The 15,325-nt window shown below is 54.8% G+C and carries 14 protein-coding genes; 8 read left to right on the top strand and 6 right to left on the bottom strand.

Annotated features, from left to right (window positions below):
- The coding region (locus ACIQVE_RS11950; RefSeq protein ID WP_402808199.1) for a hypothetical protein at window positions 1–196 on the bottom strand (196 nt) is incomplete at its 3' end.
- Between ACIQVE_RS11950 and cysN the strand changes: the two genes are divergently transcribed.
- Window positions 101–1,930, top strand: coding sequence for a sulfate adenylyltransferase subunit CysN (gene cysN, locus ACIQVE_RS11945; RefSeq protein WP_402808216.1), 1,830 nt, complete (start codon window positions 101–103; stop codon window positions 1,928–1,930). The genes ACIQVE_RS11950 and cysN overlap by 96 nt on opposite strands.
- Before the next feature lie 206 nt (window positions 1,931–2,136).
- On the opposite strand, the gene ACIQVE_RS11940 is transcribed toward cysN, so the two are convergent.
- The 3 genes from ACIQVE_RS11940 to ACIQVE_RS11930 all read right to left on the bottom strand — a co-directional run bounded on the left by ACIQVE_RS11940 (window position 2,137) and on the right by ACIQVE_RS11930 (window position 5,546).
- Entirely contained in the window at window positions 2,137–3,042 is a 906-nt protein-coding gene (locus ACIQVE_RS11940) for an acyltransferase (protein WP_402808196.1), read from the bottom strand.
- Window positions 3,043–5,142, bottom strand: a complete 2,100-nt coding sequence (gene pta, locus ACIQVE_RS11935; protein WP_402808194.1) for a phosphate acetyltransferase — start codon at window positions 5,140–5,142, stop codon at window positions 3,043–3,045. It abuts the gene before it with no gap.
- 77 nt (window positions 5,143–5,219) lie between these two features.
- Window positions 5,220–5,546: a DUF3565 domain-containing protein gene (locus tag ACIQVE_RS11930; RefSeq protein ID WP_402808192.1), complete on the bottom strand. Its 327-nt coding sequence runs from the start codon at window positions 5,544–5,546 to the stop codon at window positions 5,220–5,222.
- Here ACIQVE_RS11930 and ACIQVE_RS11925 point away from each other — a divergent pair.
- The 3 genes from ACIQVE_RS11925 (at window position 5,515) to ACIQVE_RS11915 (ending at window position 7,877) form a co-directional block, all read left to right on the top strand.
- The gene (locus ACIQVE_RS11925) at window positions 5,515–6,000 is read left to right on the top strand and encodes a peptidylprolyl isomerase (RefSeq protein WP_402808190.1); all 486 of its coding nucleotides are present in this window, start codon (window positions 5,515–5,517) and stop codon (window positions 5,998–6,000) included. The genes ACIQVE_RS11930 and ACIQVE_RS11925 overlap by 32 nt on opposite strands.
- 123 nt (window positions 6,001–6,123) lie before the next feature.
- Window positions 6,124–6,606: a glutathione peroxidase gene (locus ACIQVE_RS11920; protein WP_042557689.1), complete on the top strand. Its 483-nt coding sequence runs from the start codon at window positions 6,124–6,126 to the stop codon at window positions 6,604–6,606.
- A gap of 161 nt (window positions 6,607–6,767) precedes the next feature.
- Window positions 6,768–7,877, top strand: coding sequence for an NADH:flavin oxidoreductase (locus tag ACIQVE_RS11915; protein WP_402808214.1), 1,110 nt, complete (start codon window positions 6,768–6,770; stop codon window positions 7,875–7,877).
- Between the two features lie 135 nt (window positions 7,878–8,012).
- Here ACIQVE_RS11915 and ACIQVE_RS11910 read toward each other — a convergent pair whose 3' ends face one another.
- Together ACIQVE_RS11910 and cysZ are read right to left on the bottom strand one after the other, a co-directional pair.
- Complete coding sequence (locus ACIQVE_RS11910; protein WP_402808186.1) at window positions 8,013–9,212, bottom strand: glycosyltransferase family 4 protein; 1,200 nt, start codon at window positions 9,210–9,212, stop codon at window positions 8,013–8,015.
- Between the two features lie 54 nt (window positions 9,213–9,266).
- Window positions 9,267–10,019, bottom strand: coding sequence for a sulfate transporter CysZ (cysZ, locus tag ACIQVE_RS11905; protein WP_402808184.1), 753 nt, complete (start codon window positions 10,017–10,019; stop codon window positions 9,267–9,269).
- Window positions 10,020–10,231: 212 nt separating this feature from the next.
- Here cysZ and ACIQVE_RS11900 point away from each other — a divergent pair, with 212 nt between their 5' ends.
- From ACIQVE_RS11900 to ACIQVE_RS11885, 4 genes are read left to right on the top strand one after another with little or no spacing between them, the layout of a single operon-like run.
- A complete protein-coding gene (locus tag ACIQVE_RS11900) occupies window positions 10,232–11,374 on the top strand; it encodes a tyrosine-type recombinase/integrase (protein ID WP_402808181.1) in 1,143 nt (380 codons plus the stop codon).
- Between the two features lie 22 nt (window positions 11,375–11,396).
- A complete protein-coding gene (locus ACIQVE_RS11895) occupies window positions 11,397–13,004 on the top strand; it encodes a hypothetical protein (protein ID WP_402808178.1) in 1,608 nt (535 codons plus the stop codon).
- Window positions 13,001–14,830 carry a tyrosine-type recombinase/integrase gene (locus tag ACIQVE_RS11890; protein ID WP_402808176.1) on the top strand — a complete coding sequence of 610 codons (1,830 nt, stop codon included), beginning with the start codon at window positions 13,001–13,003 and terminating at the stop codon, window positions 14,828–14,830. Before ACIQVE_RS11895 ends, ACIQVE_RS11890 begins: the two co-directional genes overlap by 4 nt.
- On the top strand, window positions 14,823–15,239 hold the full coding sequence (locus tag ACIQVE_RS11885) for a TetR family transcriptional regulator (RefSeq protein ID WP_402808174.1): 417 nt from the start codon (window positions 14,823–14,825) through the stop codon (window positions 15,237–15,239). The genes ACIQVE_RS11890 and ACIQVE_RS11885 overlap by 8 nt, the downstream gene beginning before the upstream one ends.
- Window positions 15,240–15,325 lie beyond the last annotated feature (86 nt).

The following is a 15,325-nucleotide window of genomic DNA, read 5'->3' as shown; positions in this document are numbered from 1 at the left end:
AAAACGTCTGGGATATTTCTATGGGTTTTTCATGTCGCAAGTATCTGATTTGTTCAGCGAGGACATCCTCGCCTAACGGGGCCAGCCCGAACGTAAAGAGCTGCTGCGCTTTTTGACCTGCGGTAACGTCGATGACGGCAAGAGCACCCTGATCGGGCGCCTGCTGCACGACTCCAAAATGATCTACGAAGATCATCTGGAAGCCATCACCCGCGATTCGAAGAAAGTCGGCACCACCGGTGACGACATCGACTTGGCTTTGCTGGTCGACGGCCTACAGGCCGAGCGTGAGCAGGGCATCACCATCGATGTCGCTTACCGCTATTTCTCCACCGCCAAGCGCAAATTCATCATCGCCGATACCCCTGGCCATGAGCAGTACACCCGCAACATGGCCACCGGTGCGTCCACCTGTGACCTGGCGATCATTCTGGTCGACGCCCGTTACGGCGTGCAGACCCAGACTCGCCGCCACAGCTTCATTGCGTCGCTGTTGGGCATCAAACACATCGTCGTCGCCATCAACAAGATGGACCTCAAAGACTTCGACGAAGGTGTGTTCGAGTCGATCAAGGCCGACTACCTGAAGTTCGCCGAAGGCTTGAAGCTGAAGCCGACCAGCATGCACTTCGTGCCGATGTCTGCCCTGAAGGGCGACAACGTGGTGAACAAATCCGAGCGCTCGCCGTGGTACACCGGCCAGTCGCTGATGGAAATTCTCGAAACCGTGGAAGTGGCGGGCGACCGCAACTTCACCGATCTGCGTTTCCCGGTGCAGTACGTCAACCGTCCTAACCTGAACTTCCGCGGCTTCGCCGGCACCCTCGCCAGCGGCATCGTCAAGAAGGGTGACGAGGTCGTGGTGCTGCCGTCGGGCAAGAGCAGCCGCGTGAAATCCATTGTCACCTTCGAAGGTGAACTGGAGCATGCGGGTCCAGGCCAAGCGGTGACGCTGACCATGGAAGACGAGATCGACATCTCCCGTGGCGACCTTTTGGTGCATGCCGACAACGTGCCGCCGGTTACCGACAGCTTCGAAGCGATGCTGGTGTGGATGGCTGAAGAGCCGATGCTGCCGGGCAAGAAGTACGACATCAAACGCGCCACCAGTTACGTGCCGGGCTCGATTGCCAGCATCGTCAACAAGGTTGACGTCAACACCCTTGAAGAAGGCCCGGCGAGCGCGTTGCAGCTTAATGAAATCGGCAAGGTCAGGATCGCGCTCGACGCGCCGATTGCCCTCGACGGTTACGAAAGCAACCGCACCACCGGCGCGTTCATCATCATCGACCGTTTGACCAATGGCACCGTTGGCGCCGGCATGATCGTCGCGCAGCCTGTGTCCCATGGCACTGCAACGCATCACGGCAAACTGGCGCACGTGGCTACTGAAGAACGTGCGCAGCGCTTTGGTCAGCAACCGGCCACCGTGCTGTTCAGCGGTCTGTCGGGCGCGGGCAAGAGCACGTTGGCTTATGCGGTCGAGCGCAAGCTGTTCGATATGGGGCGTGCGGTGTTTGTGCTGGATGGGCAGAGCCTGCGTCAGGATCTGAATAAAGGTTTGCCGCAGGATCGCACCGGGCGTACCGAGAACTGGCGTCGCGCTGCGCATGTGGCGCGTCAGTTTAACGAGGCTGGTTTGCTGACTCTGGCGGCGTTTGTGGCGCCGAGTGCTGAAGGGCGTGAGCAGGCCAAGGATCTGATTGGCAAGGATCGTTTGCTGACGGTTTATGTGCAGGCTTCGCCGACGGTGTGTGCAGAGCGTGATCCGCAGGGGTTGTATGCGGCGGGCGGCGATAATATCCCGGGTGAGTCGTTCCCGTATGACGTGCCGTTGAATGCTGATCTGGTGATCGACACTCAGGCGTTTTCGCTGGAAGAGAGCGTCAAGCAAGTGCTGGATCTGCTGCGTAAGCGTGGTGCGATTTAAGCGATAAAGCAGCTGCAAGCTTCCAGTTTCAAGCTGCAAGAAAAAGCCCGCCGATGTGCAATCATCGGCGGGCTTTTTTGTGACCTTTGAGATTGCTATCGCTGGCAAGCCAGCTCCCACAGGGATTTTCAGCGCACACAAATATTGTGTAAGGCAGAGAAACCTGTGGGAGCTGGCTTGCCAGCGATGAGGTCAGAACAGACGCCTCAAGACTTCGCTGGATACTCGCGGTGCATCTGTTCCAGCAGTGCATCTTTGTCCAGCCATAGCTGATTGATCCAACCCTGGAATTGCAAACGATACTCGCCATCCTGGTCGTAGTTTTTACCAATGAATGTTTGCGGAATCTTCAACTCTTCAAAGTGCACGACCACGTCTCGCACGTTCCCGCACAGCAGATCCCAGAACCCCGGGCGCCCGGCGGGGTAGTGGATGGTCACGTTGACGATCGACTCAAGCTGTTCGCCCATCGCATCCAGCACAAAGGCAATGCCGCCAGCCTTGGGCTTGAGCAGGTGTTTGAACGGCGACTGCTGCTGTGCATGCTTGCCTGTGGTGAAGCGTGTGCCTTCGACGAAGTTGAAAATTCCCACCGGGTTGTTGCGGAATTTCGCGCAGGTCTTACGGGTGGTTTCGAGGTCTTTGCCTTTCTTTTCCGGATGTTTTTCCAGATAGGCCTTGGAGTAGCGCTTCATGAACGGGAAGCCCAGCGCCCACCACGCCAGGCCAATCACGGGCACCCAGATCAGTTCTTGCTTGAGGAAGAACTTCAGCGGCTGGATGCGGCGGTTGAGCACGTATTGCAGTACCATAATGTCGACCCAGCTCTGATGGTTGCTGGTAATCAGATAAGAGTGGTTGTAGTCGAGGCCTTGCAGGCCGCTGATGTGCCAGCGTGTGCGGCGCACCAGGTTCATCCAGCCCTTGTTGTTGCTGATCCACGCTTCGTGGGTGTGGCTCATCAGCCCGCCGGCAATGCGTTGGGTGAGAGCGAACGGCAGGGCCTTGATCAGCGCCACGCAGAACAGAAACGAGCAGAGCAGAATCGTATTGGCCGCCAACAACAGCGAAGCGATCACGCCGCGCAGCGGTGCAGGTAGAAAATCCAGCATTTACACATCCATAGGTCGGTTGGCGGCTTGAATCGCGGTGAGGGCGATGGTGTAGACGATGTCATCGACTTGCGCGCCACGCGGCAGGTCGTTCACCGGTTTGCGCAAGCCTTGCAGCATCGGGCCGAGGCTGACGCAATCGGCGCTGCGCTGTACAGCTTTGTGGGTGGTGTTGCCGGTATTCAGGTCGGGGAACACAAACACCGTGGCGCGGCCGGCCACCGGGCTGTTCGGCGCCAGTTGCCGGGCGACGTCTTCGTTTGCAGCGGCGTCGTATTGCAGTGGGCCGTCGATTAGCAATGTGTGTTGTTGTTCGTGGGCGAGCAGGGTGGCTTCGCGGACTTTTTCGACTTCCTCGCCAGTGGCCGATTCGCCGCTGGAGTAGCTGATCATCGCTACGCGCGGGGTAATGCCGAATGCCGCCGCCGAGTCAGCGCTTTGCAGGGCGATCTCGGCCAGTTCGGCAGCGCTCGGGTGCGGGTTCATCACGCAGTCGCCGTAGACCAGCACTTCCTCCGGGAACAGCATGAAGAACACCGAAGAAACCAGTGTGCAGCCCGGCGCGGTCTTGATCAGTTGCAGGGCCGGGCGGATGGTGTTGGCGGTGGTGTTGATCACGCCGGAAACCAGCCCGTCGACTTCATCCAGCGCGAGCATCATGGTGCCGATCACCACGGTGTCTTCCAGTTGCTGCTCGGCCATTGGCGCGTTGAGGCTTTTGGTCTTGCGCAGGGCAACCATCGGCTCGACGTAGCGCTCGCGGATCAGATCCGGATCGAGAATCTCCAGCCCCGGCGGCAATACAATGCCTTGCGCGCGGGCGACTGCTTCGACATCTTCAGGTTTGGCCAGCAACACACAACGGGCAATCCCGCGTTCCTGACAAATCGCCGCCGCTTGCACGGTGAACGGCTCGCTGCCTTCAGGCAGGACGATGCGTTTGTTGGCAGCTTGGGCGCGTTGAATCAGTTGATAACGGAACACCGCCGGCGACAGGCGCATCTCCCGTGGCGTACCGCAGCGCTGGTGCAGCCAGTTGGCGTCGAGATGGCTGGCGACGAAGTCGGTGATGATCTCCGCACGCTCGCGGTCATCGATCGGGATTTCTTTGTTCAAAACGTTGAGCAGGTTGGCGGTGTCGTAGGAGCCGGTGCTTACCGACAACACCGGCAAACCGGCCTGCAACGCGCCACGACATAAATCCATGATGCGCGGATCGGGCAGGGTGTCGCTGGTCAGCAACAGACCGGCCAGCGGCACGCCGTTGATTGCCGCGAGGCTGACCGCAAGGATGATGTCGTCGCGATCCCCCGGCGTCACCACCAGCACACCGGGCTTGAGCAGCTCGACGGTGTTGCGCATGGTGCGCGCGCAAATGATGATTTTGGTCATGCGGCGGGTTTCATAGTCGCCGGCGTTGAGTACTTGCGCGCCCATCAGGTCGGCGACGTCGCGGGTCCGCGGCGCGTTGAGTTCAGGCTGGAACGGGATGCAACCGAGCAGACGGAAATCACCGCTGCGCAGTAACGGCGAATGCTCCTTCAGACGTGTGGCAAACGCTTCCATGCTCTCGTCGGTCTTGACCTTGTTGAGGATCACGCCGAGGACTTTCGGGTCCTTCGGACCACCGAACAATTGCGCCTGCAATTCGACGCGGCCGGAGAGTTCGGCGAGCACTTCGTTTTCCGGTGCCGAGACCAGAATCACTTCGGCGTCCAGACTTTTGGCCAGGTGCAGATTGACCCGTGCGGCGTAACTGGCGCTGCGAGTCGGCACCATGCCTTCAACCACCAGCACGTCTTTGCCGACGGCTGCTTGTTGATACAAGGTGATGATTTCTTCCAGCAGTTCATCGAGCTGACCATCGCCAAGCATCCGCTCGACGTGGGCCAGGCCTAGCGGCTGCGGCGGTTTCAGGCCGTGGGTGCGCGCCATCAGTTCGGTGGAGCGCTCGGGGCCGGTGTCGCCCGGATGCGGTTGGGCGATCGGTTTGAAGAAACCGACTTTCAGCCCGGCCCGCTCCAGCGTGCGCACCAGCCCGAGGCTGATGGAGGTCAGACCCACACCAAAATCGGTGGGCGCGATAAAAAAAGTTTGCATGCGAATTCTCTAAAGTTGCATGTGGGCAGCCCGTACGGCCGCCAGGTGTCAGCCTATGTCTGGCTGACTACCGAAATTCAGTCGCCAAGGTTATCGCTAACCGAGCCTTGAGCGCACCAACCGCAGGCAAAGGGTTGGCCTATTTTTTCAATACGTTGCGCCGGGTCCAGCACCCACGCGCGTGATTGCCACGGTGGCTGGTGGCGCAGGTGCCGAGTGTGGCCACAGGAAAGCTCGGCCACCCAGTGACCGTCCTCGTCCTGACGGAAGCCGGTAATCGTCGAATCCCGTTTGTCCGGGTTGTGGTCGCTTTCGCGCGATTGCTTCGCTAAACTTGGCCTTTCTATATTCTTCTGCAAAAGGTCTCGCCCCATGCTGATCGCCGCCAATAAGGCTGTCTCCATCGACTATACCCTGACCAACGACGCTGGTGAGGTCATCGACAGCTCCGCCGGCGGCGCTCCGCTGGTTTACCTGCAAGGCGCAGGCAACATCATCCCGGGCCTGGAAAAAGCCCTGGAAGGCAAAGCTGTTGGTGACGAGCTGGACGTTTCCGTAGAACCGGAAGACGCTTACGGCGAATACGCTGCCGAACTGGTCAGCACCCTGAGCCGCAGCATGTTCGAAGGCGTTGACGAGCTGGAAGTCGGCATGCAGTTCCACGCTTCGGCGCCGGACGGCCAGATGCAAATCGTCACCATTCGTGACCTGGACGGCGACGACGTCACTGTCGACGGCAACCACCCATTGGCCGGTCAGCGCCTGAACTTCAAAGTGAAGATCATCGCTATCCGTGACGCCAGCCAGGAAGAAGTCGCTCATGGTCACGTCCATGGCGAAGGTGGCCATCAGCACTGATTTTCTGCGCTAAGCTTCGAGTACTGGAGAGGCGCCTGCGGGCGCCTTTTTTAGTCCGCGGCTGTCCTTGGTGGTCTCGCCAAGTGGCTGTTTCGAGTAGAACACGGGAATCTGGAGTTCGTCATGAGTGCTTTTCACGACCTTAAGTTGACAGCCCTGGATGGTCAGGAGCTACCGCTGGCGCCCTTCAAGGGCCAAGTCGTGCTGGTGGTCAACGTCGCCTCCAAATGCGGCTTGACCCCACAGTACGCGGCGCTGGAAAACCTCTACCAGCAATTCAAAGGTAAAGGCTTCAGTGTATTGGGCCTGCCGTGCAACCAGTTTGCCGGTCAGGAGCCAGGCACCGAACAGGAAATCCAGGATTTCTGCAGCCTCAACTACGGCGTGACGTTCCCGCTGTCGAGCAAGCTCGAAGTCAACGGTCACGAACGTCATCAGCTCTATCGGCTGCTGGCGGGCGAGGGCGCGGAGTTTCCCGGTGACATAACCTGGAATTTCGAGAAGTTCCTGCTTGGCAAGGACGGTCGCGTGCTGGCCCGGTTCTCGCCGCGCACGGCGCCGGATGATCCGACGGTGATTGCGGCAATCGAGAAAGCGCTGGGCTAAACCATCAAGATCAAAAGATCGCAGCCTTCGGCAGTTCCTACAAAGGGCTGCTGGCGCTGCGATCTTTTCGTTTCTAATCCTTAATCACCCAAATCAATAGTGCTGTTCAAGGGCTTCGACTATCCATATTATCGCCGTCATAAAGTCATTCTCTGCGGAGCATTCCAATGCCGGTTCAAGCCTTGTTCAAACCCTTCCACCTTGGCAACCTCGAACTGCCGACCCGTGTGGTCATGGCGCCGATGACCCGTTCGTTTTCCCCGGGCGGCGTACCGAACTCCAAAGTCATCGAGTACTACCGTCGTCGCGCTGCTGCGGGCGTCGGCCTGATCATTACTGAAGGCACCACCGTCGGCCATATTGCGTCCAACGGTTACCCGAACGTACCGCAGTTCTTCGGTGAAGCACCGTTGGCCGGCTGGAAAAAAGTTGTCGACGCGGTACATGCCGAGGGCGGCAAAATCGTTCCGCAACTCTGGCACGTCGGTAGCGTGCGCCGCATCGGCACCGAACCGGACGCCAGCGTGCCGGCTTATGGCCCGTCGGAAAAACTCAAGGACGGTCAGGTCGTGGTGCACGGCATGACCAAGCAGGATATCCAGGACGTGATCGGCGCCTTCGCCCAAGCGGCCAAGGATGCCCAAAGCATCGGTATGGACGGCGTGGAAATCCACGGTGCTCACGGTTACCTGGTCGACCAGTTCTTCTGGGAAGGCAGCAACCAGCGCACCGACGAATACGGCGGCAGCCTGGCCAACCGTTCGCGTTTTGCCATTGAGTTGATTCAGGCCGTGCGTGCAGCGGTCGGCGAAGGCTTCCCGATCATCTTCCGTTTCTCGCAATGGAAACAGCAGGATTACACCGCGCGTCTGGTGCAAACCCCGGAAGCCTTGGGTGAATTCCTCAAGCCGTTGTCCGACGCTGGCGTGGACATTTTCCACTGCTCGACGCGGCGTTTCTGGGAGCCGGAATTCGACGGCTCCGAGCTGAATCTGGCGGGCTGGACGCGCAAACTGACCGGCAAACCGACCATCACCGTCGGTAGTGTTGGCCTGGATGGTGAGTTCCTGCAGTTCATGGTCAACACCGACAAGGTCGCGCAACCGGCCAGCCTGGAGAACCTTCTTGAGCGTCTGAACAAAGAGGAATTCGATCTGGTAGCAGTGGGGCGTGCACTGCTGGTGGATCCGGACTGGGCGCTGAAAGTGCGTGAAGGGCGTGAGCAGGACATTCTGCCGTTCAGCCGTGAAGCGTTGATGACGCTGGTTTAAGCGGCGCCTGTTTCGGCCCCTTCGCGAGCAAGCTCGCTCCCACAGGTTTCTCTGGTGTTTACAAAACCTGAGGCTCTTGGAGATCCCTGTGGGAGCGAGCTTGCTCGCGAAGACTTAATTGAGGTCGCTGACGATTTAAGGAAGTGTCTGCCCAATCGGCACCAACTGTTCCCCTTGGCACGCCCCCCGCAAATGACCTTCAAACTGCTCGATAATCGCCGCCCACCCTTGGCGACTCGCATGCTGCCGCGCATTCAGCCGCACGCAGCGCAACGTTTCATACTTCTCCAGCAACCATACCGCGGCATCGCAAAACGCCTCTTCATCACCCGGCATCGCCAACACGCCGCTGTAGCCGTGGCGAATATGCTGCGCCGCCGCTGCCTGATCGTAAGCCACCACGCCAAGCCCTGAAGCCAGCGCTTCGAGCACCACATTACCGAAGGTTTCGGTCAGGCTCGGAAACAGAAACACATCGCCGGACGCATAGTGCGCGGCCAACGCTTCACCGCGCTGCGAGCCGCAGAAAATCGCCTCGGGCAGATCCTTTTCCAATGCCATGCGTTGCGGCCCGTCGCCGACCACGATCAGCTTCAAATTGCGCTGTGGATAACTCTCACGAAGCTTTTCAAAACTGCGTTTAAGCAAACCGAGGTTTTTCTCCGGTGCGAGCCTTCCTACGTGAATCACCGCAATGTCGCGCTCGCCCAGTTCCCATTGTTCACGCAGAGCGCTCAAGCGTTTGGCCGGGTGGAACAACTGGCTGTCCACACCTCGGGACAACAACGCCAGTCGTTCGAAATGCCGCCGCTCCAGCTCCAGCCGCTGGCTGATACTCGGCACCAGCGTCAGCGCTGAACGGTTGTGAAACCAGCGCAAATAGTGCGTCAGCAGCCGTGTCAGCAGACCGAGGCCGTATTGGCTGGTGTATTGCTGAAAATTGGTATGAAAACCACTCACCACCGAGATCCCCAGCCGCCGTGCCGCTCGCAACGCCGACAGCCCCAGCGGGCCTTCAGTGGCGATGTACAGCACATCCGGGCGCTGACGCTTCCAGCGCCGCAGCAACTTGTGCATCGACGACTGGCCCCATTGCAATCCCGGATAGCCCGGCAACGGCCAGCCCCGGCACAACAGCAACGCATCGTCTTCAGTGCGTTGCGGATCGTCGGCCTGACGTGGGCGTACCAGTTCGACCCGATGCCCGCGCGCGCGCAAGCCGTCGCACAAGCGGCCAAGGGTATTGGCCACGCCGTTGATTTCCGGTGGGAAGGTTTCGCTGATCAGAGTGATATGTAGAGCTGTCGTCATGACCTCAGTGTCGGCTGAGGCCATGTCGTGCTTGTGACGTTCAGATGATGAATTTGTGACGGGTTATTTGTGGGCAGATCAGCGCTGAGTCACAAGATTCTCGGCACCGCGCTCACGCACCCAGAACAACGTCGCCCCGGCCACGGCGGCCGGCATCATCAGGATGTTGACCACCGGAATCAGCAGCACCAGATAAACGCTGCCGCCGAAGCTCATGCTCTGCCAGCGTTTTTCGCGCAGCCAGGCGAGCATTTCGTTCCAGCCCAGTTTGTGGTTGTCCGCCGGGTAGTCGATGTACTGGATCGCCATCATCCATACGCCGAACAACAGCCACAGCGGCGCGGCGATGATGTTTACCACGGGGATGAACGAGAGAATGAACAGGCCGATCGCCCGGGGCAGGAAGTAGCCGAGCTTGCGCATTTCCCGGGCGAGGGTGCGGGGAACCATCGCGATCAGTTCGCCCCAACTGAAGGCCGGGAAGTCGTCGGTGCCACGCACCACCACTTCGACTTTTTCCGCGAGGAAGCCGTTGAACGGCGCCGCAATGATATTGGCGAGCATGGTGAAAGTGAAAAACACCATCAGTGCCACCAGCACCACGAACAGCGGCCAGAGAATGTAGTTGAGGAAACCCAGCCACTCAGGCAACGATGGCATTAGCGTATCGACCCACAGGCTGAACTGGTGGCCGGCCAGATAGATCAATCCGACGAACAGCACGAGGTTGATCGCCAGCGGTAGCAACACGAACAGGCGCAGGCCCGGACTGAGAACCAGTTTGAGGCCTTCGCGCAGGTATTGCGGGCCGGACAGAACAGGGGCGGGCATAAGGTGCTCCGAGCAAGGGAAAACGCGCCGACCTTACCGACTTTGCACTACGTGCGAAAGCGCGACAGAGCGATCGACATTCACTGTAACAAAGATCTGAGGGGATTCATTCGTTAGCGAATCGTTTACAGTCCACAGGCTTTCTTGGGGGATCATAAATAGTCATGGTTAGGTCCCGAGATAAATTCTGAGTTGGTATTTAGGTCTGCTCTATGAGGCTGGTGTTCGCAACAAAAGATCTGTCGTTAGCGGGTCGGTCCTTTGAAGGGTTCCCGTTGTTGATCGGGTCAGATGGTTGGCCAGTTGAGCCAGTTCAAACTTTCTTGTGGTATGTCCTTGTCGAGTCGGGCGAAGCGCTGAGTCTCTTAACCTGGGAGGCCTATGGGCGTCGGTTGTTTGACTACTTTGCATTTCTTGAGGCTAACGATTTGGCTTGGGATGAACAGTGTGTAGCCCCCGGATTAAGTGTGTTGGCGAGATATAGAGACTGGTCGAGTGGGGAGTTGTCACTCGACTCCAGTACCGTCAATAAACGGCTAGGCCTGATCGTTCGCTTTTACCGCTGGGCCAAACTACGTGGTCTTGTAACGCTACTGCCCTTTAGTGAGAAAAGGGTGAGAGTTGCACAGAATTTGGGTTTGCTAAGTCACACCGCTTGTTCAAAGGCGGAGACCACGAAAGCTTCCGTGATGGTCCGAGAACGCAGGCGTTTAACAAAATTCCTAACTAAGATTCAGGCAAAGGTTTGCCTCGCTTTAAACACTGATCCAAGCCATAAAATTTTGTTGCATCTGATGGTGCGCACAGGGCTTCGCTCTTGCGAGGCGCGGACCTTTCCAGTGAAGTATGTGTTCAATCCACGCTTGAAAAAAGGTCTCCGCCAAGGCCAGATGATTAGCGTAGCTATCGAGCCCAAGGATATGTGCATCAAGTTTGGCCGCCCAAGAACTATAGATGTCCCATGGTCGCTTATGGAGGCAATGTGGTCTTATTCGCTCCATCAGCGTGAGGTACGAAAATCATACGGTGATGGAAATGTAAGTGCACTGTTGCTTACTAGTAAAGGGCGGCACTACTCAAAAGATTCCGTTGTCGACGTTATGAAAGCATATGAAAAAAAATGTGGGTTTTATGTTCGCGCTCATATGCTTCGTCACACCTATGGGACATACACTCTTCTTGCTTTGCGGAAAAGTAAGAGCTTTGAGGGAGAACCATTGTTATATGTCCGAGATAGAATGGGGCATTCGGATGTGCAAACAACAATGATTTATCTGCATGTAATGGATCAGCTTGAGGCCCAGTCAGTTCTTGCTCATGAAGATGAAATTGACATGATGTTTCTCGCTGAATAAATTTGCGAACTTAGGTGTTATCGTGGCCCGTAAAAAGAACTATAAGGCTGAGCTCCAAGCAGTAGCTAATGGATTTGAGAGCGTGGATGACGAAATGACAGTCTGGCTTCCAAGAAATCCCAGGCACTCTAGGAAAATTGATCATACTCAATATCTAGGTTTCGGTTTCGATTCTTGGGCTATTCAAAGTATTTATGTGATTCGAGCTCTTCTCAATGGAGGGAGGAGCGCAGTCGCCACTTTGGTAGGGTATTCGAGTGGCTTGAGATATTTTCTGGTTTTTCTGAAAAGTGGTGTTCTTGAGCTTTCGCCTGAAACCCCGAACAAACTCACAAAACGCCACTTGGAGCGATTTATTTCTTGGCTCAAACTGAAATATCCTAATGGATCTACGGCAAAAAATTACTACACGAGCTTTAGGTCGCTTTTGAATTTTTTGATAGAATATGGATTTGTTGAAAATGCTGCGGAAGAACTATTTCCTCCAAATCCATTCCCTAATAATGATGAGCGTACAAAAGATGCAAGTCCGCTCAGTATGGGTGAGATGCAGCGGTTAATTAAAGCGCTGAAGTTAGACCTTGTTTCGATTCATAAGGGTACATTTCAAGGTAATAATGCGGAATGTATGACGGTTATGCTTCTAATTACTGCTGCAAGGTCAGGAGTTAACACTACACCTCTCCTGGAAATGCATAGAGATGCCTTGCAGCCACACCCATTTATTCCCAGTCTTAGATTAATTAACACGGTCAAGCGCCGTGGCAAAGGAGCTCAAACAAAAACCATTCGTCAGGCAGATGTGTTGGATAAATACAATGCTATTTCGTTAGATGGTGTTGCTGTTTTAAATAAAGCTTTGGAGATGTCTGAATCCCTTGTAAAGCTAGCGCCTGATGAAATTAGTTCGTATGTTTGGCTGTATCGTTCTGGGCAGCGGGGGGCGTTGAATAACATCGTTGCTCTGACCAGCGGTATTTTAAATGTAACAATAAAAAAATTTTGCAAGCGGCATGCGCTAAATAATGATCAAGGTAATAGGTTGGTTGTGACGGTCAGTCGTTTACGAAAAACAATGGAAAGCCGTCTTTGGAAGTTGAGCGGAGGAGATCTTCTTGAGGTGGCTTCGGTTATGGGCCATACCCCACAAGTCGCGGATAATCATTATCTGAAAATAAATGACGAGATTAAGGTGGAAGGGGCAATATTTGTAGGGGAAGCTTTTCCGGATAAGTTGCGAGGTCTTAGTATTACGCCGACGCCGCCAGGGGGCTGCAAAGATAGTCTCCATGGGGACTTAGCGCCTAAAGACGGCGTTACCCATTGTTCCGAGTTTATTCACTGCTTAAGCTGCCCCAGCTATGCAATTGTAGGGGCCGTAGCGGACTTACATCGTTTGTTCAGTTATCAAAAATTTTTGCATGCTGAGATTGAGTACTTTTTAACTGATGAGTGGGCGGATTGGCGGAAGCGTCAACTTAATTATATTGAACTGATCGATAATTTTACTGCGTCACAATTTGATCATGAATTAATCGAGCAGGCCAAGCATCAGGCTGCGGAATCTCCGCATCTGTTTTGGGCCGCTAAGATTGATTTCATGAGAAAGAAAATAGGCGAAAAATTTTGAGCGCCAGAAACGTAAAACCTGTATTGAAGGCGTATGATGTTCTAGCTGCACAGCCGGTTTCGGCGAGTGGTCTAAATACTGATCAGCGTGATGCGATCATTCTGAGTGCAATTATAAATGATCGTGGTGAGACATTAGTTCTCAGTCGTTTTGGCGATGCACAATGGGACCTTCGACCTTTCTTTGATCAGGCTAATGTTTCTGATTGCTTTAAGCATATCAGTTGGGATGCGAGTTTGCCTGCCGCGCTTATTAATGATTGTAAGGCGGTTTCATATGCATGGTTTAAAAGAGGAATGCCTCGATCAAAGCCTCCTATTGCACGTGGTATAACGACTTTGGCGGCGGCCAGTATTATACCTTTTATACGTTGGCTTCATGGTTTAGGAGTTTCAAGCTTCAACGAAGTTCATCCAGTTCATATCAGCAATTACATTCACCATTGTAAGGCAACTCTTAAGCTAAGGCCGCTCCCGCTATACAGTCGGTTACGAATAATTGACTTGCTTTGGGTGTTTTCAGCAGATGTGTTGTTTCCTCTTCAGAGTTATCCTTGGGGGAACTCAACCTTGTGGAGGATTTGCGGCATTGGCGACCCGTCTGCGGCCAATAAAAATACTGGCAGAACTGAAGTTATACCACCTGAAGATCAAACGAAAATTTTCAATTATTGCGAAAGTATTGTTTGTGAAATGAAGGCTGAGCTAACAGCCAACGGTATGGGGTATTACACGTTTGATAAGGCGAAGATTCTTCGTGCCAGAGATGCTGTTCTCTATATCGTCTCCATAACAAGCGGTATGCGAAACGATGAAGCGATTGGTATTGAGGTTGGTGCTTGGCGTAAGGAGTTTGTCAATGAAGTTCTTTTTTGCTGGGTGAGTACTGTGGAACATAAAACGGGTAAAGGGCGTGTTGAGTACTTAGTCCCTGAACTAACACTTGATGCTCTAGAAATGCTTGCGAAATATTCAGCGCTATTTAGAAAGGAGTTGAGCCAAGAAATTAGCGAGCTTGGTAATACCAGCGAGTATATAAATTCTGCTGAACATCTTCTTAGGCTAGAAAAGGCGCACAGAGACTCGAATAAAATTTTTCTCGCGCGGAGCAATCCTGGAAGGAAAGTAAAGGATGGTAAGCACATCGAGGCACTTAGTGGCGCAGGCTCAAATGTTGCTTTCTCTCGTTTAGCAAAAGCAGCTGGAAGCGATTGGCCACTTAAGACTCACCAGTGCCGGCGTACTTACGCTCGATGCTTGGTGGAGTCCAGAATGGGTCGTACTTCGCTGATCTTCCTCAAGTGGCAGTTGAAACACAGCTCCATGAGCATGACTCAGCTATATGCCTCTAATCCCATGCAGGATCTATCTTTGTTTGATGAAATTTTGCAGCAATTGACAGAGTTCAAAATCGACTTAATCGAGTCGTGGCTTGATGATCAGCCATTGGCAGGCGGCGCTGGCGAGAAAATTGCCCAACTACGGGCGATTCCAATTAAGGACAGAACCGCTTTGCTTGCTCAAACAGCACCTCACGCCAATATTCGAGCTACTGGTCATGGCTGGTGTATTGCAACTGAACGGGGCTGTGGGGGGGCCGGGCTTTATGAAGCAACAAGGTGTCCAGGATGCAAACACTCGGTGATTGATGAAAATTTCGCCGCAACTTGGCAGGATATCTATTTGCAACAACAAGAGCTAATGAAAATTGATGACGCAGGCCCGGCTGTTAGGCAGCGTGCAGAGCGTGATCTTCAGGTCGCTCTGAATGTAATAAGTCGTTTGGGGGTGTCTCCAGCGAATGAAGTGGGTGTATTCAATGCGTAAGAAATCTCCGGCGTCAGGCTCAACAGATCGCACTCGCTCGAGAACTGCCGACGCCCTTGGTCGAGCTATAGATAGCCTCGTGGCCGGTAGTGAAAAGCTTTCTATTTCCTCGGTCGCTAAAATCGCCGGTGTTACGCCAGGGCTTATCCACAACACCTACCCAGATGTGGCGGAGCGAATCCGGAGCCTTATGGGCAAATCAGTACGTGCACAGCGTGATTCAAAGCACCAATCACTTATGGATGAAAAAGAAAAGAACAGGGCCCTCCGTGCTGAAAACGAGCAGCTTTTAGCGGAGGTTGCGCGTTTGGCCTCTATCAACCAACGTCTGTTGCTTGAACTTGTTCAATTGAAGGGCGCAGTCAGAGGGAAGGTAGTAGCTTTCCCTAAGCCGGGAGGCTCTGTGTGACTATCGCTTTGCCGTGATCGACAGGCCCTCGTGCTCTGAATCGCCCTAGGTTCAAAGATAACTTCGAGTGACCGCTTCTGGCCGAT

The sequence above is a fragment of the Pseudomonas sp. NPDC098747 genome (genome assembly GCF_044760045.1).
GTDB lineage: Bacteria > Pseudomonadota > Gammaproteobacteria > Pseudomonadales > Pseudomonadaceae > Aquipseudomonas.
The sequence above is the reverse complement of the archived record's forward strand: the minus strand, read 5'-3'. Positions and strand labels throughout refer to the sequence as shown.

Coding starts and splice junctions, on each gene's coding strand:
- ACIQVE_RS11885 (WP_402808174.1), top strand. CDS start 14,823: ATGCGTAAGAAATCTCCGGCGTCAGGCTCAACAGATCGCACTCGCTCG.
- ACIQVE_RS11925 (WP_402808190.1), top strand. CDS start 5,515: ATGCTGATCGCCGCCAATAAGGCTGTCTCCATCGACTATACCCTGACC.
- ACIQVE_RS11920 (WP_042557689.1), top strand. CDS start 6,124: ATGAGTGCTTTTCACGACCTTAAGTTGACAGCCCTGGATGGTCAGGAG.
- ACIQVE_RS11900 (WP_402808181.1), top strand. CDS start 10,232: ATGAGGCTGGTGTTCGCAACAAAAGATCTGTCGTTAGCGGGTCGGTCC.
- ACIQVE_RS11930 (WP_402808192.1), bottom strand. CDS start 5,546: ATGGAGACAGCCTTATTGGCGGCGATCAGCATGGGGCGAGACCTTTTG.
- ACIQVE_RS11910 (WP_402808186.1), bottom strand. CDS start 9,212: ATGGCCTCAGCCGACACTGAGGTCATGACGACAGCTCTACATATCACT.
- pta (WP_402808194.1), bottom strand. CDS start 5,142: ATGCAAACTTTTTTTATCGCGCCCACCGATTTTGGTGTGGGTCTGACC.
- cysZ (WP_402808184.1), bottom strand. CDS start 10,019: ATGCCCGCCCCTGTTCTGTCCGGCCCGCAATACCTGCGCGAAGGCCTC.
- ACIQVE_RS11940 (WP_402808196.1), bottom strand. CDS start 3,042: ATGCTGGATTTTCTACCTGCACCGCTGCGCGGCGTGATCGCTTCGCTG.